Below are 25728 nucleotides of genomic sequence, written 5' to 3'. Positions count from 1 at the left end.
CATACGGAGCCTGTCTCAGGGGCGGCCGAGGCGGAGGCGGTCGGCGCGCGGCAGGCCGGCGACGACCAGGTCGTAGGAGTCCTCGACCAGCTCCCGGACCAGCCCGTCCGGGAGGTCGCCGTCGACGGTCACCGTGTTCCAGTGCCGCTTGTTGAGGTGCCAACCCGGGACGATCAGCCCGGGGTGCTCGGCGCGGAGCCGGATCGCGTCCTCCGGGTCGCACTTGAGGCTGACCGTCAGGGGCCGCGCGTCCAGGCCCGTCAGCGCGAAGACCTTGCCCAGGACCTTGAAGACCGAGGTCTCCGGGTTGAACGGGAAGTCCTCCACGGCGGCGTTGAAGGAGAGACAGAGGTCACGCAGCTCCTCCGGGGTCATCGCGTCGGCTCCTCCTCGACCCGGGACGGGTCCGACGGCTCCCCCGGGTCTCCCGGCGCCACCGGCGCCACCGGCGCCACCGGCTCCACCGGCTCCACCGGCTCCACCGGCTCCACCGGCTCCACCAGCACGGTGACGATCTTGTTGCGGCGACCGGCCGCCGCCTCCGCCGTCAGCCGCAGCCGGCGCTCGTCGGGGAGGTCGGCCACGGCGGACGCGCCCGCGATCGGCACCCGGCCGAGCAGCTTGGCGAGCAGTCCGCCGACGGTCTCCACGTCCTCGTCGTCGTACTCCTCCAGACCGTACAGCTCGCCGAGGTCGGTGATGTCGAGGCGGGCGGTGATCCGGTAGCGGTCCTCACCCAGCTCCTCCACCGGCGCGATCTCACGGTCGTACTCGTCGGTGATCTCGCCGACGATCTCCTCGAGGATGTCCTCGATGGTGACGATGCCCGCGGTGCCGCCGTACTCATCGATGACGACGGCGACGTGGTTGCGGTCCTTCTGCATCTCGCGCAGCAGATCGCCGGCGTTCTTGGTGTCGGGCACGAAGAACGCGGGCCGCATCGCCGTGGACACCAGCTCGCTCTCCGCGTCCCGGCTGATGTGCGTCTTGCGGGCCAGGTCCTTCAGATACACGATGCCGACGATGTCGTCCTCGCTCTCGCCGGTCACCGGCATCCGGGAGAAACCGGAGCGCAGGGCGAGGGTGAGGGCCTGGCGGATGGTCTTGTAGCGCTCGACCATCACCAGGTCCGTACGCGGGACCATGACCTCGCGGACCAGGGTGTCCCCCAGCTCGAAGACCGAGTGCACCATGCGGCGCTCCTCGTCCTCGATCAGCGACTCCTGCTCCGCGAGGTCGACCAGCGCGCGCAGTTCCGCCTCGGAGGCGAAGGGGCCGCGCCTGAAGCCCTTGCCGGGGGTGAGCGCGTTGCCGAGGAGGATCAGCAGGGAGGGGATCGGGCCCATGACCCTGGCCAGCGGCAGCAGGACGTACGCCGCGGCCGTGGCCGTGCCCATCGGGTGCTGGCGGCCGATGGTGCGCGGGGAGACGCCGACGGCGACGTACGAGACGAGGACCATGACCGCGATGGCGATCAGCAGGGCCTCGGCGGTGCCGTCGAACTGCTGGAGGCAGGCGTAGGTGACCAGCGCGGCGGCGGCCATCTCGCAGCCGACGCGGACCAGCAGCGCCACGTTGAGATAGCGGGTGGGATCGGCGGCGATCCTCGCGAGCCCGGTGCTGCCCCGGCGGCCGGAGCGGACGGCCTCCTCGGCGCGGAAGCCCGAGACGCGCGCGATGCCCGCCTCCGCGCAGGCGAACAGCCAGGCGACGACGACCAGGGCGATCGCGCCGAGGATGAGTTGCGGGCTCATGACACGGTCGGGGCGGGGGACGGGCCGGTCATGCCCTTCTCCTCGCGCCAGCCGTCCACGATGGCGGCCTGCAGGCCGAACATCTCGGCCTTCTCGTCGGGCTCCTCGTGGTCGTAGCCCAGCAGGTGCAGCACACCGTGGACGGTGAGCAGTTGCAGCTCCTCGTCCATGGTGTGCCGCGTCGGCGCCTCGGTGCCCTGCCGGGCGGCGACCTCGGGGCACAGCACGATGTCGCCGAGCAGGCCCTGCGGGGGCTCGCCGCCGTCCTTGGACGGCGGCCGCAACTCGTCCATCGGGAACGACATCACGTCCGTCGGGCCGGGCAGGTCCATCCACTGGATGTGGAGCTGTTCCATCGCTTCGGAGTCCACGACGATCACCGAGAGCTCGGAGAGCGGGTGGATGCGCATCCGCGCGAGCGCGTAGCGGGCGATGTCGAGGATCGCCTGCTCGTCGACCTCGGTTCCGGACTCGTTGTTGACGTCGATCGACATCTGCTGCTCGGTCTACTTCCCCTTGTGCCCGGACTTGCCCCGGCCGCCCTTGTGCGTGCCGTTCTGGGTGCCGTGCTCGCTGTCGTACTGCTCGTACGCGTCGACGATACGGCCCACCAGGCGGTGGCGTACGACGTCGTGCGACGACAGCCGGGAGAAGTGGACGTCCTCGACGCCCTCCAGGATGTCCTGCACCTGGCGCAGACCGGACTTGGTCCCGCTCGGCAGGTCGACCTGGGTGACGTCACCCGTGATCACTATCTTCGAGTCGAAGCCGAGCCGGGTGAGGAACATCTTCATCTGCTCGGGGCTGGTGTTCTGTGCCTCGTCCAGGATGATGAAGGCGTCGTTGAGCGTCCGGCCGCGCATGTACGCCAGCGGGGCGACCTCGATGGTCCCGGCCGCCATCAGGCGCGGGATGGAGTCGGGGTCGAGCATGTCGTGCAGGGCGTCGTAGAGCGGGCGCAGGTACGGGTCGATCTTCTCGTAGAGGGTGCCGGGCAGGAAGCCCAGGCGCTCTCCGGCCTCGACCGCGGGGCGGGTCAGGATGATGCGGTTGACCTGCTTGGACTGCAGGGCCTGCACCGCCTTGGCCATGGCGAGATAGGTCTTGCCGGTACCGGCGGGACCGATGCCGAAGACGACGGTGTGCTTGTCGATCGCGTCCACATAGCGCTTCTGGTTGAGCGTCTTGGGGCGGATCGTGCGGCCTCGCGAGGACAGGATGTTCTGCGTGAGCACCTGGGCCGGGGTCTCCTGGCCGTCGCTCTCCCCGTTCTCGCTCGCCTTGAGCATGGCGATCGAGCGTTCCACCGCGTCCTCCGTCATCGGCTGCCCGGTGCGCAGCACCAGCATCATCTCGTCGAACACGCGCGAGACGAGGGCGACTTCCGTGGCATCGCCGACCGCGCTGATCTCATTGCCCCGGACGTGGATGTCGGCCCCCGGGAAGGCCTTCTCGATCACGCGCAGGAGGGAGTCGCCGGAACCCAGCACGGTCACCATGGGGTGCTTGGCCGGGACGGTGAGCTGCACTCTCGCCTGCTCCTGCGCAGGGGTGTGAGCTGTGGGTGTCTGAGTCATGGGCCGGCGCTGAAGGCCTGCGATTCCTCCTCGTCAGGGCCGCACAGCTGAGGGCGGCCTCGCGCCTCCCAGGGTACGACGCGGCGGTGACAACCCCGTAGGCCTTTTCACGGCGGGGTGGTTGCGGACGGGTGGGGACGAGGTGACGGCCGGGGGCAGGGGTCAGGTGGATTTGCCGAAGCCGATGGTGGGGACCGCCCTGCGGAGGGGCCAGGGGCGGACCAGGCCGTCGGGGATCAGGTCCGCGAGGAACGCGTACCGGCTCAGGGCGACCGGATCCTGGCTCTCGACGGACTGGACCTCGCGCCACCAGGCCGCGATCTCCAACCAGCCGGGCGCCGACAGGGAGCCGCCGAACTCCTGGACGGAGAGGGCCGCGGTCAGGCCGGCGAAGCCGAGGCGGTCGGCGAGCGGCCAGTCGGCCAGGCTGCCGGTGACGAAGCCCGCCACGAAGACGTCCCCGGCGCCGGTCGGGTCGAGGGTCTCGACGGCGATGGCGGGCACCTCGGCGCTCTCCCCGGTGCGCCGGTCCACGGCGTACGCCCCGTCCGCGCCGAGGGTGACCACCGCGACCGGCACATACTCGGTGAGGGCGTGCGCGGCGGCGCGGGGGCAGTCGGTGCCGGTGTAGCGCATGGCCTCCTCGGCGTTCGGCAGGAACGCCTCGCAGTACCGCAGGTCGGGCAGTGCGACGAGGTCCCACAGGCCGGTGTCGTCCCAGCCGACGTCGCCGAAGATCCTGGTCCCGTGCCGCGCGGCGCGGGCGATCCAGGGGTCGCTGCGGCCCGGGGCGAGGGAGGCGACGGCGCCACGCGCGCGTGGTGGGCAGGGCGACAGCTCCGCGCCGGGCGGGAGCCGCTTGCCGGTGGTGGCGGCCGACCGGTGGGAGGGCTCCTCCGGGGGCGGTTCGTGGCCGTGGGAGACCATGGTGCGCTCCCCCTCGTAGGCCATGGAGACGGTGACCGGGGAGTGCCAGCCGGGCACGGTGCGCGACGCGGAGAGGTCGATGGCCTCGCCCTGCTCCAGGGCGTCCCAGCAGTACTCCCCGTAGTGGTCGTCGCCGAAGGCCGCCGCGAGGGAGGTGCGCAGGCCGAGGCGGGCGAGGGCGGTGGCCATGTTGGCGACGCCGCCAGGGCTCGACCCCATACCGCGTGCCCAGGACTCGGTCCCGCGCACCGGGGCGGAGTCGAGCCCGGTGAAGATGATGTCGAGGAAGACGGTGCCGGTGAGGTAGACGTCCCAGGGCGGGTCGTCGGACGTGCGCAGCGCGGCGAGCGGGTCGACCTGGGGCAGACAGTGCGCCCCCGCCGGGACGCCGTTGTGGCTGAGGACGCCCCGGGTGGCGCTGTCGGTGATTCCCTCTCCGGCTGACGTGATGGACGCCTTCACGATGCGCTCCCTGGCCTGGTGCGGTTCCGGCCAGTGTGCACCATGCCACTGACAACGCGCCGCCCGTCACGCCCGAGGACGCCTCACCTCACCGGCTCACCAGCGGGGCACCGTCGGGGTGACCCATTCCGGGTCGGTGACCCGCATGGCCGCCGCGTCGTCGCGGTCGCGGAGCGCGCCGTCGTCCGCCGGCCACCGCCGGTGCAGGGCGGCGAGCCGGTCGTGGTCGAGGGTGACGCCGAGGCCGGGGGCGTCGGACACCCGCACGGTGCCGTCCGCCGTGACGATCTCGACGATCAGCCGGGGCGTGTACGGCTGGTGCACTCCCTGGGTGTTCAGCAGCGGCGGGTCGGCGACCAGGACCGGCGTGAGCCGTACCTCGGTGATGGTCAGGCCGCGAGCGGTCGGCACGGTCACAGGGCAGCTCCTACGAGGTCCGGCCGGTGGTGAGCAGGGCCTCGCGGTCGGCGAGATCGGCGGGCGGGGGACGTCCGTCCCCGTTTCCGTACCGAGGCTCACCCGCGCCATCCCCCCATACGGACGTGGTCCATGTATGGGAACAGAGGTTGAACAAGCGAACAGGGGCCGTCAAGGGGAAGGCGGCACCGCGCTCGACGACGGGATCTACGGGAAGACGTAGGCCTCCACCTCGGCGAGGTAGCGCGCCCGGCGTTCCTCGTCGTCGTCCAGGAACGCGGCGAGGAAGGAGTTGCGGGCCAGTTCGCGCAGCCGCTCCGGGCCGAGGCCGAGTGTGTCGCGCACCGCGTCGAAGTTGTCCCCGGCGTAGCCGCCGAAGTAGGCCGGGTCGTCGGAGTTCACCGTGCACAGCAGGCCGGCGTTGAGCATCGCGGGCAGCGGGTGGTCGGCGAGGGTGTCCACGGTCCGCAGCCGGACGTTGGACAGCGGGCACAGGGTCAGCGGAACGCGTTCCCGCACCAGCCGCTCCACCAGCGCCGGGTCCTCCATGCAGCGCAGTCCGTGATCGATCCGTTCGACGCCGAGGACGTCCAGCGCCTCGGTGATGTACGCCGGCGGCCCCTCCTCACCCGCGTGGGCCACCCGCCGCAGTCCGAGCGCGGCGGCCGCCTCGTACACCTCGCGGAACTTCGCCGGCGGGTGTCCGACCTCGGCCGAGTCGAGGCCGATACCGATGATCCGGTCCAGGTGGGGCTTGGCGGCGTCCAGGGTCGCCAGGGCCGACTCGGCGGACTCGTCCCGCAGGAAGCACATGATCAGCCGGGTCGAGACACCGTGCGTCCGCTCCCCGCGTTCCAGTGCCCGCCACAGCCCGTCGACCACCGTGCCCATGCGTACACCCCGGGACAGATGGGCCTGCGGGTCGAAGAAGATCTCCGCGTGCCGCACACCCTGGGCGGCGGCGCGGGCCAGGTAGGCGTCGGCGAGGTCCTCGAAGTCCTGTTCGGTGCGCAGCACCGTCATGAGTGCGTAGTACAGGTTCAGGAACGACTGGAGGTCCTGGAACCGGTACGCCTCACGCAGGGCGTCGGTGTCGGCGTAGGGCAGTTCGACGCCGTTGCGCGCGGCGAGGGCGAAGGCGAGCTCGGGCTCGAGGGTGCCTTCGACATGAAGGTGCAGTTCGGCTTTGGGTACGGGCATCGAAGCATCGTACGGTGATCTCACCGACGCTTGGGAAGCGGCACCCGCAGCAGATCGCGCGCCACGGTCAGCTCCCCCTCGTACCCGGCGGCCCGCGCCTGCCGTTCGAACTCCTCCGGGTCGCTGTAGCGCTGGCTGAAGTGGGTGAGCACCAGATGCCGCACGCCCGCGTCCCGCGCCACCCGGGCCGCCTGACCTGCCGTCAGATGACCGTATTCGGCGGCGATCTCCTCGTCCTCGTCGAGGAACGTGGACTCGATGACGAGCAGGTCGCAGCCCTCGGCCAGCGCGTACACCCCCTCGCAGAGCCGGGTGTCCATGACGAACGCGAACCGCTGGCCGCGCCGCACCTCGCTCACGTCCTCCAGCGGGACCCCGTCGAGCGTTCCCTCGCGCTGGATGCGGCCGACGTCCGGGCCCTTGATGCCGTGCGCGGCGAGCCGGTCGGGCAGCATCCGCCGCCCGTCGGGTTCGACCAGTCGGTAGCCGTACGACTCGACGGGGTGCGACAGCTTCCGCGCCTCCAGGGTGTACCCGGCGGTGCGGGCGAGCGGGCCGTCGGCGCCGACCGGTGCCTCGGTGACGCCGACCGTCTCGCGGTAGGCGGTGGCGTACCGCAGCCGGTCGAAGAAGCGCTGCCCGGAGCCCGGGTAGTGGGCGGTGACCGGATGCGGCACCCGGTCGAGGTTGATGCGCTGGATCACTCCGGCGAGGCCGAGCGAGTGGTCGCCGTGGAAGTGGGTGACGCAGATCCGGTTCAGGTCGTGCGCGGCGACCCCGGCTCGCAGCATCTGGCGCTGGGTGCCCTCGCCGGGGTCGAACAGGATGCCCTCGCCGTCCCAGCGCAGCAGATAGCCGTTGTGGTTGCGGTGGCGGGTGGGGACCTGGCTGGCGGTGCCGAGCACCACCAGTTCGCGTACGGACAAGGAACCGCCTATCCGGGGGGCCACTCGAGACCGCGGCCGCCCAGTACATGGGCGTGCGCGTGCCAGACGGTCTGCCCGGCGCCGCTGCCGGTGTTGAAGACGATGCGGTGGCTCTCCAACTGCTCCTGGTCCGCGACGGCCTGGGCCTCACGCAGGACGTCCGCCGCGACCTCGGGAGCGGCCACGGCCAGGGCCGCCGCGTCCTTGTGGTGCGCCTTCGGGATGACCAGGACGTGGGTCGGCGCCTGCGGGTTTATGTCGCGGAACGCGACGGTCGTCTCCGTCTCGCGGACGATCGTCGACGGAACCTGCCCGGCGACGATCTTGCAGAACAAGCAGTCGTCCTGCGGTTCCCCTGCCATGGGTGTGCCTCCTCGCCCGGTTGATCGCTTACCCGGGCATCGTATCCGTCCCGGCCGTCAGGGAAGGGACGGCGGCTCCTTCGCGGGGTTCTCCTCCAGCGCCGCCAGCGCCAGCCGGACCGCCTCGTCCAACTGCGCGTCCCGCCCCGCCGCGTGGTCCTGCGGGCGCTGCACCACCTCGACGTCCGGGTCCACGCCGTGGTTCTCCACGCCCCAGCCGTAGCCCTCCAGCCAGAAGGCGTACTTGGGCTGGGTGACGAGGGTGCCGTCGACGAGCCGGTAGCGGCTGTCGATGCCGATGACGCCGCCCCAGGTGCGGGTGCCGACGACCGGGCCGATACCGAGCGCCTTGATCGCCGCGTTGACGATGTCGCCGTCGGAGCCGGAGAACTCGTTGGCGACGGCGACGACGGGACCGCGCGGCGCGTCCCCCGGGTAGCTCTCCGGGCGCATGCCGCGCGGCAGGTCCCAGCCGACGATCCGCCGGGCCAGCTTCTCGACGACGAGCTGGGAGGTGTGCCCGCCGCGGTTCTCCCGGACGTCGACGATCAGGCCCTCGCGGGTCACCTCGACCCGCAGGTCGCGGTGGATCTGGGCCCAGCCGGGGGCCTGCATGTCGGGGACGTGGAGGTAACCGAGCCGGCCACCGGACCGCTCGTGGACGTGGGCCCGCCGGTCGGCGACCCAGGCGTGGTAGCGCAGCGGCTCCTCGTCGGCGACGGGGACGACGACCGCGTGCCGCGGGGCGCCGCCGCCGGCCGGGGAGACGGTCAGCTCGACCGGTTTGCCCGCGGTGCCGACCAGCAGCGGCGCCGGTCCCGCCACCGGGTCGACCGGCTGTCCCGCCACGGCGACGATCGCGTCACCGGTGCGGATCGCCACGCCGGGCGCGGTCAGCGGGGAGCGGCCCTGCGGGTCGGAGGTCTCCGCGGGCAGGATCCGGTCGACGCGCCAACTGCCGTCTTCGTGGCGGGAGATGTCCGCGCCGAGCAGGCCCTGCCGGGCGCCGCCGCCGTAGCCGCCGCGCGGTGTGACGTAGGCGTGCGAGGTGCCGAGTTCGCCCTGCACCTCCCAGAGCAGGTCCACCAGGTCGTCGTGGGTGGCGAGCCGGTCGAGGACGGGCCGGTAGCGGTCGAGGACGCCGTCCCAGTCGACGCCGTTCATGTCCGGCCGCCAGTAGTTGTCCCGCATGATGCGGCCGGCCTCGTCGAACATCTGCCGCCACTCGGCGGCCGGGTCGACGAACTGGCGCACCCGGTCGAGGTCGACGGTGATGTTGCTGTCGCTGTCGTCGTCGTTCGACGCGCGCCGGTCGCTGGGGACGACCTTCAGCCGTCCGTCGGTCCACAGCAGCACCCGCTTGCCGTCGCCGCTGACCTCGAAGTGGTCGGCGTCCACGGCCAGGTGCTCGATGCGCTGCTGGGCGAGGTCGTAGCGCTCCAGCTCGGTCTTGGGGTCGGGGTCGTCGGGGGTGGCCCTGGAGGCGCCGAGCACGCCGCGCACCGGGTGCCGCAGCCACAGCACCCCGTCCTTGGCGGTGCGCAGGTTGGAGTAGCGGGCGGCCTCGACCGGGAACGGCACGATCCGGTCGGTCAGCCCCTCGAGGTCGACACGGGTGGTCGGGGTGCCCTCGCTGTCGGGGGTCTCGTCCCGGTCCGGTGTCTCGAAGGGGCGGCCGTGCCGCTGCGGGCCGAACGGGGACGGGGTCGTCGCGGCGAGGGTGATCAGGTGCGGGCGGGCGCCCTCGACGAAGGCGAGGTCGAAGACGTGCTCGTCGTAGACCGGATCGAAGGAGCGGGTCGACAAGAAGGCGAGGTGCTTGCCGTCGAGGGTGAAGGCGGGCGCGTAGTCCTGGAAGCGCAGCGGGGTCGCCTCGGTGACCTGCAGGTCGGTGGTGTCGGCGAGCCGCAGCTGGCTCAGCGGGCGGGGGCCGGGATGGGACCAGGCGAGCCAGCCGGAGTCGGGCGAGAAGGCCAGCCCGGAGACGTCGCCGTGCTCGCTGCGGTCGACCTCGCGGACCTCGCCGGTCTCCCGCTCGACGAGCAGGACACGGCCGTCGTGCGAGGCGACCGCGGCGCGGCTGCCGTCGGGCGCCATGGCGAGGCCGAGGACACGGCCGAGTTGTCCGGCGGCGATCCGGCGCGGCCTCGCCCCCGGGGCTAGGCCGGTGGCGGGGGCGAACTCCAGGGCGTCGTCGCCGTCGGCGTCCGTCACCCACACCACCCATTCCTCGCCGTCCGCGCGGAAGGTGCGCGGGCGGCGGGCCCGTACACCGGGGGTGGCGGCGAGCGCGCGGGCGGGGCCGGCGCGGTGGGTGACCCAGTGGACGGTGCCGCGCACGCAGACGGCGCTGCCGCGCGCGGTGTGGTCGGGGGAGGCGGAGCCGAACCAGCGGGCGGCGTTCACCGGGAACGGCTGGAGGTCGACGCGCTGCCCGCCGAGCCGGACGTCGAGTCGGCGCGGCTCGGCCCCGTCCAGGTCGTCGAGCAGCCACAGTTCACCGGCGCAGGAGTACACGACGCGGGTGCCGTCGGTGGCGGCGTGCCGGGCGTAGAAGCCCCCGAGGGGGGTGTGCCAGGCGCAGGTCGGAGCCGTCGGCGAGGGAGGAGTACAGCGCGCCGGTGCCCTCGTGGTTGGAGAGGAACCCGAGCCTGTCCCCCACCCACAGCGGATACTCGATGTTCCCGTCGAGGTCGCCGTGCAGCCGGACGAACTCTCCCGGGCCCTCAGCCGTGTTGCCCGCGCCGTCCCCGTCGCCGGTGTCCTGCCCGATCCACAGCTTGCCCGCCGTGCCGCCCCGGTACCGCTTCCACCAGGCGGCCTCGCGGCCCATCGTCGCGGACAGCAGTACCGTGCGCGGGCCGTGGGCGACGTCGCCGACGGGGCCGTACGGCAGGGTGGTGGCGGGTCCGCCGTCGAGGGGGATCGCACGGGCCCAGGTGCGGCGCAGGCTGGCCTGGCCCTGGGTGCTGAGCGCCAGGACCTCGCCGTCCGGGGTCCAGCCGCGCACCTGGGTCTTCGCGCTCCCCCAGTACGTCAGGCGCCGGCCGGGGCCGCCCTCGACGGGCGCGATGTGCACCTCGGGGGCGCCGTCGCGGGTGGAGGTCCAGGCGACGGTGGTGCCGTCGGGCGAGATGCGGGGCAGGGTCACCGGCACGTTGTCGGCGCTGACCCGCCAGGCCCGGCCGCCGTCGAGCGGCGCGAGCCACACATCGTCCTCGGCGGTGAAGGCGACCAACTCGCCGTGCGGATGCGGGAACCGGAGATACGCGGCGGAAGCGACCGATGCAGGCTGTGTCACTCGATCACCCTACGCACGCGTGGTCGGCCTGGACAGGGGTTTGGATCACTTGCCCTCGACGGGGCGACAGGAGGGGTACTGCTCGCACCACACGGTCGTGGTGACCGTCACGGTGACGGTGGGCCGCGGACCCCGGTTCGTCGGCTCGCCCAGCGGCGGCGGACTGGTGGCGTCGCAGTCGCCCAGGCCGTCGACCCGGAACCACTGCTTGCCGTCCACTTTCGCGGTGATGTCCCCGCGTACACAGGCGCCGTCGACGGCATGGGTGATCTTCCCGGTGACGGTGATCTCCTTGCCGTCCTCGGTCTCCCCGTCGCAGTCCACGGTGGCCACGGTGTCCTCGCTCGCGGGCCGCGACGACGCGCCGTCCCGGTTCCCGTAGGAGGCGGTGCAGCTGAGCCAACGCACCCCGGCCTTCTGCCGGTTGAGCTCCTGGGTGACCGTCTCGTCGGTCGTGTACGCCACCGCCGCCGTGCCGACCGAACCCGGCTCGCACGCCACGGCCCCGCCCACGGCGACCACGACGAACCCGACGGCCGGCACCGACCGCCGCCACCGCGTCCCGCCCCGAACCCTCCTCGATGCCCCCATGTCCGGCAGCCTGCCACCGCCCCACGCGTGACGGTAGGGCGCATACGGCCACTCCTCACTACCGTGGAGCGATGCGCAGCGAACGCCGGCTCAGAAGACTCGTCGTGGACAAGACCAGCACGGGCGAAACGGCCGCCTACCTGTGGTCGGTGCGCCATCGGCACCATACCGACGGGCCCTGTCAGCAGGTGCTCGCACTGACCCGGGAGGGGACGACGACAACGGCCCACCTGGTGTTCCGGGGCGGCGAGGGGCGTCTCGTCCCCGACGGCTTCCTGCACTCCGGGGCTGTGGCCCTCACCGGGCACGCGGCGCTCAACCTGCACGAACCCGGTGTCGTACGGGCCTTCGTCGACGAGGCGGCCCGGCGTGGGCTGCTCACCGGGGCCGCGGAGCTGGACGGCTGGGAGTTGTTCTCGGCGGTCGCCGCCGCCCGTGCGGCGGACGGCTGACGGCCGGCGGCCGCGCGGCTGACGGCGAACGGCCGGCCGGGACCCTCAGGACCAGCGGCCCGTAAGGGTCAGGAGTACGGCCGTCGCCGCGGTGCCGGCGGTGGAGGTGCGCAGGACGCTGCGGCCCAGGCGGTAGGGCTTGGCGCCGGCCTGCGCGAAGAGCGCCAGCTCCTCCGGCGAGACTCCCCCTTCGGGGCCGACGACCAGCACGATGCTGCCGGAGCCGGGGAGTTCGGCGGTCACGAGGGGTTCGGTGCCGCTCTCGTGGAGCACAGCGGCGAAGTCGGCTTCGGCGAGAAGTGAGGCAACCTGCCGGGTCGTCGCCGTGTCCGCGACCTCCGGGAAGCGCGCCCGGCGGGACTGCTTGCCGGCCTCCCGGGCCGTCGCCCGCCATTTGCCGAGGGATTTCAGCCCGCGCTCGCCCCGCCACTGGGTGACGCAGCGCGCCGCGGACCACGGCACGATCGCGTCGACGCCGACCTCGGTCATCGTCTCCACCGCCAGCTCTCCCCGGTCGCCCTTGGGCAGCGCCTGGACGACGGTGAGCCGGGGCGACTCCACGGGCTCCTCGACGACCTCCCCGAGGCGCACGACCAGCCGGTCCTTGCCCTCGGTGCCGGTCACCTCGCCCTCGGCCCGGCGGCCCGCGCCGTCGGTGAGGACGACGCTCTCCCCGGCTCGCAGCCGCTTCACGGAGACGGCGTGCCGCCCCTCGGGACCGTCGAGCACATGGTGCCCGGAGCCGTCCGTGTCGAAGTGCTCCACGACGAAGACCGGCGCGGTCATCGGGCACCTCCCGCCGACAACGCCGTCCGGGCGGCGGCGAGTTCGGCGACCAGCACCTCCACCAGCTGCCCGGCGGGCAGCTCCCGGGCCATCCGGTGGCCCTGTCCCGCCCACAGCGCCATGCCCTGCGCGTCCCCGGTCTTGGCGGCGGCCTTGCGCAGCGGCGCGGCGAGATGGTGGACGTCCGGGTAGGCGGCGGGCGCGTACGGGCCGTGTTCGCGCAGGAAGCGGTTGACCAGGCCGCGGGCCGGGCGCCCCGAGAAGGCCCGGGTCAGTTCGGTGCGGACGTACAGGGGGTCGGTCAGCGCCTGCTTGTGCAGGACGTGCGCGCCGGACTCGCGGGTGGCGAGGAACGCGGTGCCGAGCTGGGCCGCCGAGGCACCGGCCGCGAGCACCGCGGCGATCTGGCTGCCGCGCATGATGCCGCCGGCGGCGATGATCGGGAGGCCCACGGTCTCCCGCACCTCGGCGACCAGGGACAGCAGCCCCATGCCGGAGCCGTCGGTCTCCGGGATGTCCCGGTGGGTGCCCTGGTGGCCGCCGGCCTCGACGCCCTGCGCGATCACCGCGTCGGCGCCCGCCCGCTCCACGGTCCGCGCCTCCTCGGCGGTGGTGGCGGTGGCCAGGGTGAACGTGCCGACGCGGCGCAGGGAGTCCAGGACCTCGCGGGTCGGCACGCCGAAGTGGAACGACACCACCGGCACCGGGTTGTCGAGCAGGACGGCGAGTTTGGCGTCGTAGCCGTCGTCGCGGCCGCTGTCGGGGTCGCCGAGCTCGGTCTCGTACCAGGAGGCCTCACCGGCGAGCTGGTGGGCGTAGACGCCGACGGCGGCCGGGTCGGGGGTCTCGGGCTGCGGCATGAAGACGTTGACGCCGAACGGGTGGCCGGTCAGTCCGCGCAGCTGCTTGATCTCCTGGTACATCCCGTCCGCGGTCTTGTACCCGGCGGCCAGGAAGCCGAGCCCGCCCGCCTCGGAGACGGCCGCGGCGAGCCGCGGCACGGAGACACCGCCCGCCATGGGGGCCTGCACGACGGGGTGCGGAAGGAGGTCGGTGAGCGCCAAGGACATGACGGCATGTTGCCACGTCCTCCGGACATCTCCGAATCGGGGTGGAATCGGCTCCCGCTCTTGGCGCAGGCCGTTTCCGGAGCACCGCGGGGGCGGCTTCCGGCCCCCGCGGAAAGCACCCGTCAGCGCCCGTTGAAGGCGTCCTTCAACCGGGAGAAGAGCCCCTGCTGCCCCGGCTGGAACTGGCCCAGCGGACGTTCCTCGCCGCGGAGTTTGGCGAGTTCGCGCAGCAGGCGTTCCTGTTCGGGGTCGAGCTTGCTCGGGGTCTGCACCTCGACGTGCACGATGAGGTCGCCCCGGCCGCCGCCGCGCAGATGTGTGACGCCCCGGCCGTGCAGCGGGATCGACTGGCCGGACTGGGTGCCGGGCCGGATGTCGACCTCCTCCATGCCGTCCAGCGTCTCCAGCGGCACTTTGGTACCGAGGGCGGCCGCCGTCATCGGGAGGGTGACCGTGCAGTGCAGGTCGTCGCCGCGCCGCTGGAAGGTGCTGTGCGGCAGCTCGTGGATCTCGACGTACAGGTCGCCGGCGGGACCGCCGCCGGGGCCGACCTCGCCCTCGCCGGCCAGCTGGATCCGGGTGCCGTTGTCGACACCGGCCGGGATCTTCACGGTCAGGGTGCGGCGGGAGCGGATGCGTCCGTCGCCCGCGCACTCCGGGCACGGGTTCGGGACGACGGTGCCGAAGCCCTGGCACTGCGGGCAGGGGCGCGAGGTCATGACCTGGCCCAGGAAGGACCGGGTGACCTGCGAGACCTCACCGCGGCCGCGGCACATGTCACAGGTCTGCGCGGTGGTCCCCGGCGCGGCGCCCTCACCGCTGCACGTGGTGCACACGATCGCCGTGTCGACCTGGATGTCCTTGGTCGTGCCGAACGCGGCCTCGTCCAGCTCGACCTCGATCCGGATCATCGCGTCCTGGCCGCGGCGGGTGCGCGAGCGCGGACCGCGCTGCGACGCCGTGCCGAAGAACGCGTCCATGATGTCGGAGAAGTTCCCGAAGCCGCCCGTGCCGAAGCCGCCCGCGCCGCCGGCCCCGGCCTGCTGGAGCGGGTCGCCGCCGAGGTCGTAGACCTGCTTCTTCTGCGGGTCCGACAACACCTCGTAGGCGGCGTTGATCTCCTTGAAACGCTCGTGGGTCTTCGGATCCGGGTTGACGTCCGGATGCAGCTCGCGGGCGAGCCGCCGGAAGGCCTTTTTGATCTCCTCCTGCGACGCGTCGCGGCGCACGCCGAGTACGGCGTAGTAGTCCGTGGCCACTACGACTCCGCCAGGATCTGTCCGACGTACCGTGCCACTGCGCGTACCGCTCCCATCGTTCCCGGGTAATCCATGCGGGTCGGACCGACCACGCCGAGCTTGGCAACAGCCTCGCCGCCCGAACCGTAGCCCACCGACACCACGGAGGTGGAGTTGAGTCCCTCGTGGGCGTTCTCATGACCGATACGCACGGTCACGCCCGGATCCTTCGCCTCGCCCAGCAGCTTGAGAAGCACGACCTGCTCCTCGAGTGCCTCCAGTACGGGCCGGATCACAAGGGGGAAGTCATGTCCGAAGCGGGTCAGATTGGCGGTACCGCCGATCATCAGCCGCTCCTCGTTGTCCTCGACGAGTGTCTCCAGGAGGGTGGAGAGCACGGTCGAGACCGTACCGCGCTCCTCGGGGTCGAACGCCTCGGGGAGGTCCTCGACGAGAGACGGTACATCGGTGAAACGGCGGCCCGCGACACGGCTGTTGAGCCGCGCCCGCAGGTCCCCCAGGGTCGCCTCGCCGACCGGCGCCGGGCAGTCGATCATGCGCTGCTCGACCCGCCCGGTGTCCGTGATCAGCACCAGCATGGCGCGCGCGGGCGCCATCGGGAGCAGCTCCACGTGCCGCACGGTCGAGCGGGTCAGCGACGGGTACTGCACGACGGCGACCTGCCGGGTCAGCTGCGCGAGCAGCCGCACCGTACGGGCCACGACGTCGTCGAGGTCGACGGCGCCCTCGAGGAAGTTCTGGATGGCGCGCCGCTCGGGCGCCGTCATCGGCTTGACGCCGGCGAGCTTGTCCACGAAGAGCCGGTAGCCCTTGTCGGTGGGGATGCGCCCGGCGCTGGTGTGCGGCTGGGCGATGAACCCCTCATCCTCCAGGGCCGCCATGTCGTTGCGCACGGTGGCCGGGGAGACGCCCAGGTTGTGCCGCTCGGTGAGGGCCTTGGAGCCGACGGGCTCCTCGGTGCCGACGTAGTCCTGGACGATGGCGCGCAGCACCTGGAGCCTGCGTTCACTGAGCACGGCGCACACCTCCAAGAGCCTTCCGTCCGGTCCGTTCCCTGGATGCCTTGGCACTCTTCGCACGCGAGTGCCAGTACTCCCCCGCCCAGTGTACGGCCGGTGGGTACACCCCCGGCAAGGCCGGTCCCGCGCCGTCGCGCCGGGAGGCGCGGTTCCCGTTAGCGTCGCGGTATGACGGTGACTTGGGAAGGATCGGGGTGGGAGCGACTGGCCGCCGGCGTGGGCCGGTGCCGGTTGCCGGTGTGGGACTGCACGGCGGGGCTCGTCGTGGGCGCGGACGCGGTGCTGCTCGTGGACGCCGGTTCGTCCCTGCGCGAGGGCGCTCGGTTGCGGACCGAGGCGCAGGCGCTCACCGGGGCGCGTGTGACGCATCTCGCGCTCACCCACCCCCATTTCGACCATGTCCTCGGGGCGGCGGTGTTCGCGGGCGCGGAGGTGTTCGGCGCGGTGGGCCTGGACACGGCGCTGGCGCGGGGGCACGAGGAGCTGCGCGCGGACGCGGAACGCGAGGGCCTGGACGCGCGGGCGGCGGAGGAGGCCGTGGACGCGCTGGTCCGTCCCCGGCACACGGTGTCCGGCGAGTGGACGCTCGATCTGGGCGGCGGCAGGCAGGCGCTGCTGGCGAACGTGGGTCCCGGGCACACGGCGCACGATCTCGCGGTGCTGGTGCCCGGCGACCCGGAGGTGGTGTTCTGCGGCGACCTGGTGGAGGAGTCCGGCGATCCGCAGGCGGGCCCCGACGCCGTCCCGTCGCGGTGGCCGGACGCCCTGGACCGGCTGCTGGCCCTGGGCGGCGAGGACGCGGTGTACGTGCCCGGTCACGGAGCGGTGGTGGACGCGGCGTTCGTACGGGCCCAGCGCGACGCTCTCGCGGCTCGTTTCGGCGTGTCGCACTGATCGTGGGCCGGTCGGGGCCGGCTTCTCCTATCGTCATCAGGATGCGCCAGTACTCTCCGGACCTGACCCCTCCGTGGAAGAATCCCCGGCCCGTCCCCGAGGTGCCGGCCGAGCCCGGTCTGGTGGTGGAGGAGCCCGGCAGCGGATTCTGCGGCGCGGTGATCCGCTGCGAGGCGGGCACGGTGACCCTGGAGGACCGTTTCGGCAAGCACCGGGTCTTCCCGCTGGAACCGCGCGGCTTCCTGCTGGAGGGCCGCGCGGTGACGCTGGTGCGGCCCGCCGCCGGGCCGTCCCGGCCGACCCGTACGGCGTCCGGTTCGGTGGCCGTCCCGGGTGCACGCGCGCGCGTGGCGCGCGCCGGGCGCATCTACGTCGAGGGCCGCCACGACGCCGAACTGGTCGAGAAGGTGTGGGGCGACGACCTGCGCGTCGAGGGCGTGGTCGTGGAGTACCTGGAGGGCGTCGACGACCTGCCGTCGCTCGTCGACGCGTTCGCGCCGGGCCCGGACGCGCGGCTGGGCGTACTGGTGGACCACCTGGTGCCGGGCTCGAAGGAGTGGCGCATCGCGGAGTCGGTCACCAGCGAGCACGCCCTGGTGGTGGGCCACCCGTACATCGACATCTGGGAGGCGGTGAAGCCGTCGTCCCTGGGCATCGAGTCGTGGCCGCGGGTGCCGCGCGGCCACGACTGGAAGACGGGGGTGTGCCGGGCGCTGGGCTGGCGTGTGGCGCACACGGGGGAGGCCTGGCAGCGAATCCTCGGCTCGGTGCGCTCGTACAAGGACCTGGAGCCGGCGCTCCTGGGCAGGGTGGAGGAACTTATCGACTTCGTGACGGCGCCGTCCTGACCCCATGGGTTTTCGTCCCGGGCCCCGGTTCCTCGAACTCCCCCGAGCTCTTCGAGCAGGGAGGTGCCCCCGGAGGGGCTGATTCCAGCCCCTCCGGCGTTTGAGGACGAGGCCCTTCGGGCCGACAGCGGGGGCCTGGGGCGCAGCCCCCTGCGGAGGGGAATGGGTAGGGGCGGCGGGGGCGAAGAACCACTCCCCGGGCACCCGATCAGTCGACCAGGTCCCGGACCACCGCGTCCGCCAGCAGCCGCCCGCGCAGGGTGAGGGCCGCGCGGCCCTCGTCGTACGGCCCCTGCCGCAGCAGGCCGTCCGCCAGGGCACGGCGGGCGGCCGCCAGACCCTCCGCACGGAGAAGGGCGAGCGGAACGCCCTCCCTGAGGCGCAGTTCCAGCAGAACGCGCTCCACCCGGCGGTCCTCCTCGGAAAGGATCTCGCGCCCGGCGCCCGGTGAGCGGCCCTCGGTCAGGGCGGTCGCATACGCGCCGGGATGCTTCACGTTCCACCAGCGCACCCCGCCCACGTGCGAGTGCGCCCCGGGACCCGCGCCCCACCAGTCCGCGCCGCGCCAGTACAGCTCGTTGTGCAGGCAGCGCCCCGCGTCGGAGGTGGCCCAGTTCGACACCTCGTACCAGTCGAATCCGGCCGCCGACAGGGTCTCCTCGGCGATCAGGTACCGGTCGGCGTGGGCGTCGTCGTCCGTCATGGCGACCTCACCGCGCCGGATGCGCCGTGCCAGCTGGGTGCCCTCCTCGACGATGAGCGCGTACGCGGAGACGTGGTCGGGTCCGGCGCCGAGGGCCGCGTCCAGCGAGGCCCGCCAGTCGTCGTCGGACTCGCCGGGGGTGCCGTAGATCAGGTCGAGGTTGACGTGTGCGAAACCCGCCGCGCGGGCCTCGGCGACGCAGGCCTCCGGGCGGCCGGGGGTGTGCGTGCGGTCGAGGACCTTCAGCACGTGCTGCCGGGCGCTCTGCATGCCGAAGGAGATCCGGTTGAAGCCGCCCGCGCGCAGGGTCGCCAGGTAGGCCGGGTCGACCGACTCCGGGTTCGCCTCGGTGGTGACCTCGGCGTCCGCCGCCAGCCCGAACTCGTCGCGGATCGCGCCCAGCATCCGTACGAGGTCGTCGGCGGCCAGCAGGGTCGGGGTGCCGCCGCCGACGAACACCGTGCGGACCTCGCGCGGGTCGTCGCCGAGCACCTTGCGGGCCAGGCGGACCTCGTCGATCAGGGTCTCGGCGTAGTTGTCGCGGGAGGCGAGCACTCCGCCGCTGCCGCGCAGCTCGGTGGCGGTGTAGGTGTTGAAGTCGCAGTAGCCGCAGCGGGTCGCGCAGTACGGAACGTGCAGATAGAACCCGAGGGGGCGGCTCGCGGCCCCGGCGAGCGCGGACGCGGGCAGCGCGCCGTCGGCGGGGACGGGCTCGCCGTCGGGGAGTGCGGAAGGCATGTGCTCCATTGTCCCGCACTTGTCCCGGTCCTTTCCCGCGTCGCCGGTGTCAGTCCGCCTGGAGCACCAGCAGAGCGAGATCGTCCGCCGGTGGCCGCGCCCCGAACTCGTGGACCAGCCTGCTGATGCGTTCCGCTGTCAGGTCGGCGTCCAGCCCCGCGCAGCCGGCCAGCGCGGTGGCGAGCCCGTCGCCGTCGTCGAACTGGCGGGAGCCGGAGCGCCGCTCGGTGACACCGTCGGTGACGCAGAGCAGGGTGTCGCCGGAGCGCAGTTCGAAGGTGTCGCTGGTGTAGCCGGCGTCCTCGACGACCCCGAGCAGGGTCTGCGGCTGGGCCACGGTACGGACCGTCCCGTCGGGGGCGAGCAGCAGCGGCAGGGGGTGTCCGGCGGACGCGAGGGTGCAGCGGGCGCCGCCCTCGACGAGGGTGAGTTCGCCGTAGAGCAGGGAGAGGAAGCGGGTCTGGGGGCCGTCCCCGGGGGCGGTCGGGCGGGCCCCGGCGGCGACGAGCGCGCGGGCGGCGGCGTCGGCGGCTTCCGTGGCGTCGTCGAGGAGCAGTTGGTTGAGGCGGTCGAGGACGTCGGCGACGCGGTAGCCCTCGCGGGCGAGCAGCCGCAGCCAGGGGCGGGCCAGTCCGATGACGACGGCCGCCTCGGGGCCCTTGCCCTGGACGTCGCCGACGGCGAAGCACCAGCGGCCCGGTCCGGCCGGGAACAGGTCGTAGAAGTCGCCGCTCGGTCCGCCCTTGTCGCAGGGCTCGTAGACCAGGGCACTGCGCACGCCGGGGATCTCGGCGACGGCGCCGGGGAGCAGCCCGCGCTGGAGCACGGCACTGATGGTGGCCTGGCGGGCGTACTGCCGGGCGGCGCCGATGGCGAGCGCCACGCGCCGCCCGAGGTCCTCCACCAGCCCGGTGACCTCGTCCGGGAACCGCCCGATCCCGGCCCGCCCGATCACCAGCGTCCCCAGCGGCCGGCCACCGGCGACGAGCCGGTAGGCGAGGGCGGCGCCGGGGGCGGTGTCTTTGTCGCTGTCGCTGCTCTTGGCGCTGTCGCTGACGTCCTCGGTCATGGGGAGCGCCTTTTCCGGCCAGGGATAGACGACCGGGCCGGTGCGCAGCGGATCGGAGGGAGGCGGTGGATTCTGCTCCAGCGCCCGGCTCAGTTCGTCGACGCGGCTCTCGTCGGCGTGCCAGACGCGGGCGAGGCGGGGTCCGTCTGCCCGTGCCCCGTCGCTCCAGCCGCCGTGACCGGTGGTCTCGTCCTCGAGCCACACCGCGCACCAGTCCGCCAGCCGCGGCACGATCAGCTGCCCGGTGAGCGCGGCGACCAGGTCCTCGTCCAGCTGCCCGGCGAGCAGATCGGAGGCCTCGGCGAGGAAGGACAGCGCCCCGCGCCCCAGCCAGGCCCCGTCCCGCCGGTACGGACGGGGCGAACGCCACTCGTCCCCGTCGGGCTCCGGCTCCGCCTCCCACACGTACGCGTCGAACGGGATGTCCGTGCTCTCCGCGTCGTCCGTCGCGAAGCCGCCTTCGGCGGGGACCCGGGCCCAGACGGTTTTGGTGCCGGGGCGGTAGGTGATCCCCCAGGCCTCGGAGAGCGCGGCGACAAGGAGCAGGCCGCGCCCGTGCTCGGGGCTCTCGTGGGGCGGTGCCTCCGGCTCGCCGCCGCGCGGGGCGCGGGAGGGGTGGCGGTCGGTGACCTCAACGACGAGGGCGCCGCTCTCCTCCTCGAGGCGGCAGGCCAGCCGTACCTCGGTCCCGGCGTGCACGACGGCGTTGGTGACCAGTTCGCTGGCGATCAGCGTGGCGTCGTCGCCGACGCGGGCGGTGAGGTGTTCGGCGCCGGGCAGGGCGCGCTCCGTCCAGTCGGCGAGCGCCGCCCGCACCAGGGCCCGCGCGGTGCCCGGCGCGAGGGAGCCGCCGGACAGCACCGCGTCCGCCCGCGCGCACGTCTGCGCGGGCGTCTCCGAGACGGCAGGCGGGGTCTCCCGTTGCGTCGGAATGACCCTCATGGGCAGCTCCCCGGCAGTTCGTACGAGCGAGTACACCTCGAGCAATGCCGACAGGGTGACAGACCGGCCCCGCCCATAAGCAACGAGTTACCGAAGTGGACCATCGGGAGCGAGAACAGTGCTCAGCGCACAGCCAACAACCGGCCGAAAGCCGACCACTTTCGAGCAACACCGAAAAGCGTGACGGCACCGGTACCTGTCCCCTTGACGTCCGCACACGTCCCGGTCCCCATGCCTCATGGGCGCAGGTGATCCAAGAGCCCGTCGGGAACGGGGTAGGGCAGTTCTCGGGGAAGGAGCTGCCGGGCGGCTTCCAGGTCGCCGTCCCGCACATGCCCGTGGATCTCGTGCGCGAGAGCGGTCGTGTCGGTGAGGGAGACCGTCCACTCGTCCGCGTAGCGGTGTGCTGCTTCGCCGACGAGCCCGAGCTGCAGCGAGCGGTGCGGAAGCGGCCGCAGGCGCACATCGCGCTCGGGATCCCATTGGACACGAGCCGGGGCCCGCTTCACCCGCCGCTTCCAGGTGGCTCGGTCGGCGTGCAGTCCGCGCGCGTAGTGGGACAGGCAGGCGTGCTCCAGCGCCCACTCGAAGCCTTCGCGGGTGATCTCGACCGCGAGGACGGTCCCCTGTCCTTCCTTGGCTCCCCCTCCACAGCGGTACATCTTCCAGAGGAAGGACGGCTTGATCCACGTCAAGCCACGTTCACAGCCCTTGGCCCTCAAGGTGGGCGGCGGGATCTCTCGGGAGGGTGGCAGGCTGGGCATCGGCGGCCCGCGGATCAGGCGGCCCTGTCGATCAGATCGAGCAGGCCCGCACGCGTCTTCAGGTGCTCGCGGCGAGGGCCAGCCGAGGGCATGAGGAAATGCGCGCGCAGAGGAAAGCGGGCGGCTGGGAAGCTGAGGGAGGCCTGAATGCGGGTCGTATTCGTCCATGGCGCGTGCGCGCAGGATGCCGACTGGTGGTGGAACCGGATGGTGGAGCCACTCGCCGCCCTGGGGCTGGAGAGCCGCAGTGTGGAACTGCCCAGCTGCGGCGAGCGGGCGGGCGCCGCGTACGGGGCGGATTTGTACGCCGACGCTGACGCGGTGCGGTCCGTGCTGGACCAGGAGCCTGGGCACCCCGCCTTGCTGTGCGGGCACTCCTACGGCGGGATGGTGATCACCGACGCCGCCGCGGGCAGGGACGACGTCAGCCACCTCCTCTACATCACCGCGGTCGTGCCGGACCGCGGCGAATCCCTCGCCTCCCTGGCCGGACCTGAACCCGCCCCCTGGGTTGTCCCGCGGGATGATGGCACGGTCGTCCCGAATACGGCGGTCAACCTGCGGGGCGCCTTCCTGCACGACTGCGACGAGGAGGCCGAGGCGGGCGCCTTTCGGCGGTTGGGACCGCAGTCACAGGCGGTCTTCGCTCAGGCTCCGCGCGGCATCGCCTGGCACAAGACCCCCTCGACGTACGTCGTCTGTACCGGGGACCGGGCCACGCCGTCGGCGAAGCAGCGGGAATTCGCCCGGCGGACGTCCGGTGTGATCGACCTGCCGACCGGCCACCATCCGTTTCTGTCCCACCCGGGGCTACTGGCCGACCTGATCGGTGAGGTCGCCCGCGGGGTCGGAGAGTAGATCCGCTTGGGGTCCGCATCCTGCCAGGACCATGGATGGGGCTGTGAACGCGGCTTGATGACCCACGTCAAGCCTCGTTCACAGCCCCTTGCCAGGCGGGTGCAGCGGCGACCCAATGCACCAGTTCGCCTACTGCGTCCTGGAACTGCCCTGGTTACCTCCCAGTCGCGTTGACCTGCCCGGACGCCCTGGGCAGGCTGCCTTTGACGAGTGGATATGCGGGACGGCAATTGCTGGATAGAGTCGTCTCGTTACACCTGGTTGTGGGGACAACCAGAGTGCCTCGGGGAGGGCCTGCAACACATGAGTCGTCGCTCTACTGGTTTTGTCGGCGCGTGGGCCGAGGTGCAACGGCAGCAGCAGCGCCAGCTGGAAGTTGAAGCCAGACGTCGGAGACAGGAAGCTCAGCAAGCGCGCGCCTACCAGCGGCGAGCCGCCCAGAGTCACCGCGAGTACAGGCAGGCGGAGGCGCTGCGTCGCACAGAGGAACTGGACGCGCAGGTTGCGTCGTTGCAGGACCTTCTCGCTTCAGGCTGTCAGGCTCCGGCTTTCAGGGTTTCCTCGCTCATGCGCGCCGAAGAGGTCCAGCCCTTCGCTCCAGGACCATTGGCGCAACCCCTGCCGATGCCTGATTTCCGTCAGTACCAGACGCAAGGCGGCTGGACTGCCAGTCGCCGGGCCCAGGCGCAGGCCGAAGCTCGGACGCGCTTCGAGCGGGACTGGCAGGCTGCGCAGGCCGCGGAAGCTCACCGGCAGCAACAGCTGGCCTCGTACCAGCGGGAGTACCAGCGGTGGGCCGATGCTCAGCTCGCTGAAGTACGGCGGCACAACGCCGGCGTCGTCGCGGTGACCGAAGGCGTGAGACGCCGGGATCCCGATTCCGTGGTGGAGCACTTCTCCGCTGTTCTCTATGCCTCAACAGCGTGGCCTGAAGGTTTCCCGCGCCAGGTCGCGGCCGCCTACGATTCTGCAGCCCGGCAGCTGGTGCTGGATTGGGAGTTGCCCGCCTACAGCATCGTCCCTGAGGTCAAGTCCGTCCGGTACATGTCCGGGACCGGCCAGTACAAGGAAAACCCTCGCCCGGTAGGCCAGCGCCGAGCTCTTTACAGGGAGGTCCTCGCGCAGTGCATGCTGCTCGTTCTGCATGAACTCTTCGCCGCTGACGAGCTGGGCGCGCTTGAGTCGGTGGCGTTGAACGGGTTCGTCGACGGACATGACCCCACGACGGGCCGACCGGGCCATATCTTCCTGGCCACTGTCATGGCCTCGCGCTCTTCTTTCCGTGACCTGCACTTGGCGCAGGTCGACGCGGGCAGCTGCCTGACTGACGCGCTGCGAGGGCAACTCTCGGCTCGGCCGGACCAGCTCACGTCAGTCCGGCCGGGTCGGCGGCCGCAGGATGTCGGGAACCGCGTTGTCGCTCACGGCAGCGATGAGGACCCGGACCTGTACGACATGGATCCGATTGCCTTCGAGAACCTCGTAGCCGGGCTCTTCGAGGCCATGGGGATGCAGGCGGTGACGACCCAACGCTCGAACGACGGCGGTGTGGACGTCAAGGCGCTGGACCCGACGCCCATCCGAGGTGGCGAGATCGTCGTCCAGGTGAAGCGCTACCGCAGCACGGTGCCACCCACCGCTGTGCGTGACCTGTACGGGACCGTGCAGGACGCCGGCGCCAACAAGGGTGTCCTCGTGACCACGTCAGGGTTCGGGCCCGGCTCACACACTTTCGCCAACGGCAAGCCGTTGGAACTGATCTCGGGCCCTGAACTCGTTGACCTATTGCATCGTCATGGGCTCCGTGGGCGGCTGGGTGAGAGCGGTCCTCAAGCCGCACCGCAGCCGGCTCCGTCGGGTCCGGACACCGCGTTGCCCGACGACTACAACGTTCTGGGCATGTCGTGGACCGGAAGCGTCGCCTTGGATGTGTGTGCTCTCGTCTGCCGTGGCAACCGAGTCCTTAGTGACGATCACTTCGTGTTCTTCAACAACCCGCAGACACCGGACGGCTCCGTGCGTGCTCTACCTGCCACCGCACCTGACAAGGCCGCGATCTGTGTCTCGTTCGATGGGTTGCCGGACGAGGCTGACCGATTCGTACTAGTGGCAGCCATCGACCCAGAGGTCAACCCGGACGCCGATCTCTCCGAGTTCACGGACGCCCGCATCCGCCTGCTCGACCCGCGGCTGGCTGAGTTGGGAGAACTCGAAGTCTCCGACGGCCGGCCACGCGAAACCGCCTTGGTACTTGGCTCCTTCCGCCGAAGGTCGAACGGGGACTGGGACTTCGTCCTGGGCGGTAAGGGCTACGCGGGCGGCCTGGAGGAGCTCGTGCCGGACTTCGGCATCGAGGTCGAGTAGATCCGGCTGCTACGCTGGAGGATGGCTGTGAACGCGGCTTGATGACCCAGGTCGTCCGGTCTCGCTGCCAGGCCGCCGGGAAGCGGCTCTCCCGGGCTGCGGGCAGGCCGATCTCCGGTGGGTACGCCTGTTAGACGATGACCGTGGAGTCGGTGTGGCGGGCGCGGATCCGGTGCTTGGGCTCTCCCACGGTGCCAGCGTGCGGGACCTGCTCGACGCACGCCATCGAATTACCCGGGCACGCAGGTGCCGCGCCACTCGTAGTGACGGTGCAGTCGTCGGCGTGCGAGGCGTCGTAGCCATTCGGGCCGAGGCGTACGGACCAGGCTCGGGGTGGCAGGACTCGCGCGGTGTCCGCTCCGGCGGGGCCTTGCAGTTCGGCCCGGATGGTTTTGCCGGAGGGAGATGGGGCGTGACGCTCACCGGGCAGCGAGTGCGTTCACGA

The 25728-nt window shown here is 72.1% G+C and carries 21 protein-coding genes and 2 pseudogenes; 5 read left to right on the top strand and 18 right to left on the bottom strand.

All coding sequences use genetic code 11. The features are described 5' to 3' along the window. Positions 1-15: 15 nt before the first annotated feature. The 11 genes and pseudogenes from WJ438_RS27580 to WJ438_RS27530 all read right to left on the bottom strand — a co-directional run bounded on the left by WJ438_RS27580 (position 16) and on the right by WJ438_RS27530 (position 11517). Positions 16-375: an MmcQ/YjbR family DNA-binding protein gene (locus WJ438_RS27580; RefSeq protein ID WP_406727612.1), complete on the bottom strand. Its 360-nt coding sequence runs from the start codon at positions 373-375 to the stop codon at positions 16-18. After that, the gene (locus WJ438_RS27575) at positions 372-1754 is read right to left on the bottom strand and encodes a hemolysin family protein (protein WP_406727611.1); all 1383 of its coding nucleotides are present in this window, start codon (positions 1752-1754) and stop codon (positions 372-374) included. The genes WJ438_RS27580 and WJ438_RS27575 overlap by 4 nt, the downstream gene beginning before the upstream one ends. After that, positions 1751-2248 (bottom strand): rRNA maturation RNase YbeY, encoded by a 498-nt coding sequence (ybeY, locus tag WJ438_RS27570; protein ID WP_406727610.1) that lies wholly within the window; start codon positions 2246-2248, stop codon positions 1751-1753. Before ybeY ends, WJ438_RS27575 begins: the two co-directional genes overlap by 4 nt. A gap of 12 nt (positions 2249-2260) precedes the next feature. Beyond that, complete coding sequence (locus WJ438_RS27565; protein ID WP_406727609.1) at positions 2261-3331, bottom strand: PhoH family protein; 1071 nt, start codon at positions 3329-3331, stop codon at positions 2261-2263. Between the two features lie 162 nt (positions 3332-3493). Beyond that, positions 3494-4624 (bottom strand): carbohydrate kinase family protein, encoded by a 1131-nt coding sequence (locus WJ438_RS27560; protein ID WP_406729827.1) that lies wholly within the window; start codon positions 4622-4624, stop codon positions 3494-3496. A 192-nt stretch (positions 4625-4816) separates the two neighbouring features. Continuing rightward, a pseudogene (locus tag WJ438_RS27555) lies at positions 4817-4996 on the bottom strand (glucarate dehydratase); the annotation flags it as partial. 348 nt (positions 4997-5344) lie between these two features. Then, a complete protein-coding gene (locus tag WJ438_RS27550) occupies positions 5345-6337 on the bottom strand; it encodes an adenosine deaminase (RefSeq protein WP_406727608.1) in 993 nt (330 codons plus the stop codon). Positions 6338-6357: 20 nt separating this feature from the next. Next, a complete protein-coding gene (locus tag WJ438_RS27545; RefSeq protein WP_406727607.1) occupies positions 6358-7263 on the bottom strand; it encodes a ribonuclease Z in 906 nt (301 codons plus the stop codon). 8 nt (positions 7264-7271) lie between these two features. Then, entirely contained in the window at positions 7272-7625 is a 354-nt protein-coding gene (locus WJ438_RS27540) for an HIT domain-containing protein (RefSeq protein ID WP_363032323.1), read from the bottom strand. A gap of 57 nt (positions 7626-7682) precedes the next feature. Continuing rightward, positions 7683-10863: pseudogene (locus WJ438_RS27535) on the bottom strand (S41 family peptidase). A 108-nt stretch (positions 10864-10971) separates the two neighbouring features. Beyond that, complete coding sequence (locus tag WJ438_RS27530) at positions 10972-11517, bottom strand: hypothetical protein (protein WP_406727606.1); 546 nt, start codon at positions 11515-11517, stop codon at positions 10972-10974. 71 nt (positions 11518-11588) lie between these two features. Here WJ438_RS27530 and WJ438_RS27525 point away from each other — a divergent pair, with 71 nt between their 5' ends. Beyond that, positions 11589-11969 carry a hypothetical protein gene (locus WJ438_RS27525; protein WP_406727605.1) on the top strand — a complete coding sequence of 127 codons (381 nt, stop codon included), beginning with the start codon at positions 11589-11591 and terminating at the stop codon, positions 11967-11969. Positions 11970-12014: 45 nt separating this feature from the next. On the opposite strand, the gene WJ438_RS27520 is transcribed toward WJ438_RS27525, so the two are convergent. The 4 genes from WJ438_RS27520 to hrcA form a co-directional block, all read right to left on the bottom strand. After that, positions 12015-12755: a 16S rRNA (uracil(1498)-N(3))-methyltransferase gene (locus WJ438_RS27520; protein WP_406727604.1), complete on the bottom strand. Its 741-nt coding sequence runs from the start codon at positions 12753-12755 to the stop codon at positions 12015-12017. Beyond that, positions 12752-13825, bottom strand: a complete 1074-nt coding sequence (locus WJ438_RS27515) for a nitronate monooxygenase (protein WP_406727603.1) — start codon at positions 13823-13825, stop codon at positions 12752-12754. The genes WJ438_RS27520 and WJ438_RS27515 overlap by 4 nt, the downstream gene beginning before the upstream one ends. Before the next feature lie 122 nt (positions 13826-13947). Continuing rightward, positions 13948-15084 carry a molecular chaperone DnaJ gene (gene dnaJ / locus WJ438_RS27510; RefSeq protein ID WP_406727602.1) on the bottom strand — a complete coding sequence of 379 codons (1137 nt, stop codon included), beginning with the start codon at positions 15082-15084 and terminating at the stop codon, positions 13948-13950. Next, a complete protein-coding gene (gene hrcA / locus WJ438_RS27505) occupies positions 15084-16100 on the bottom strand; it encodes a heat-inducible transcriptional repressor HrcA (protein WP_406727601.1) in 1017 nt (338 codons plus the stop codon). The genes dnaJ and hrcA overlap by 1 nt, the downstream gene beginning before the upstream one ends. 171 nt (positions 16101-16271) lie before the next feature. On the opposite strand from hrcA, the gene WJ438_RS27500 reads away from it, so the two are divergent. Together WJ438_RS27500 and WJ438_RS27495 are read left to right on the top strand one after the other, a co-directional pair. After that, entirely contained in the window at positions 16272-16997 is a 726-nt protein-coding gene (locus WJ438_RS27500) for an MBL fold metallo-hydrolase (protein WP_406727600.1), read from the top strand. Positions 16998-17038: 41 nt separating this feature from the next. Continuing rightward, entirely contained in the window at positions 17039-17845 is an 807-nt protein-coding gene (locus WJ438_RS27495) for a DUF3097 domain-containing protein (protein ID WP_406727599.1), read from the top strand. Positions 17846-18053: 208 nt separating this feature from the next. Here WJ438_RS27495 and hemW read toward each other — a convergent pair whose 3' ends face one another. The 3 genes from hemW to WJ438_RS27480 all read right to left on the bottom strand — a co-directional run bounded on the left by hemW (position 18054) and on the right by WJ438_RS27480 (position 22061). Next, on the bottom strand, positions 18054-19286 hold the full coding sequence (gene hemW / locus WJ438_RS27490) for a radical SAM family heme chaperone HemW (RefSeq protein WP_406727598.1): 1233 nt from the start codon (positions 19284-19286) through the stop codon (positions 18054-18056). Between the two features lie 49 nt (positions 19287-19335). Continuing rightward, a complete protein-coding gene (locus WJ438_RS27485) occupies positions 19336-21297 on the bottom strand; it encodes a SpoIIE family protein phosphatase (RefSeq protein WP_406727597.1) in 1962 nt (653 codons plus the stop codon). A 236-nt stretch (positions 21298-21533) separates the two neighbouring features. Next, positions 21534-22061, bottom strand: coding sequence for a DUF4291 domain-containing protein (locus WJ438_RS27480; protein WP_406727596.1), 528 nt, complete (start codon positions 22059-22061; stop codon positions 21534-21536). Between the two features lie 147 nt (positions 22062-22208). Here WJ438_RS27480 and WJ438_RS27475 point away from each other — a divergent pair, with 147 nt between their 5' ends. Together WJ438_RS27475 and WJ438_RS27470 are read left to right on the top strand one after the other, a co-directional pair. After that, a complete protein-coding gene (locus WJ438_RS27475) occupies positions 22209-22919 on the top strand; it encodes an alpha/beta hydrolase (protein WP_406727595.1) in 711 nt (236 codons plus the stop codon). Positions 22920-23222: 303 nt separating this feature from the next. Continuing rightward, complete coding sequence (locus WJ438_RS27470) at positions 23223-25283, top strand: restriction endonuclease (protein WP_406727594.1); 2061 nt, start codon at positions 23223-23225, stop codon at positions 25281-25283. Positions 25284-25728: the final 445 nt, after the last annotated feature.

Source organism: Streptomyces sp. GD-15H (assembly GCF_045291515.1).
Taxonomy (GTDB): Bacteria; Actinomycetota; Actinomycetes; order Streptomycetales; family Streptomycetaceae; genus Streptomyces.
This window is presented reverse-complemented; position numbering and strand designations above follow the sequence as displayed.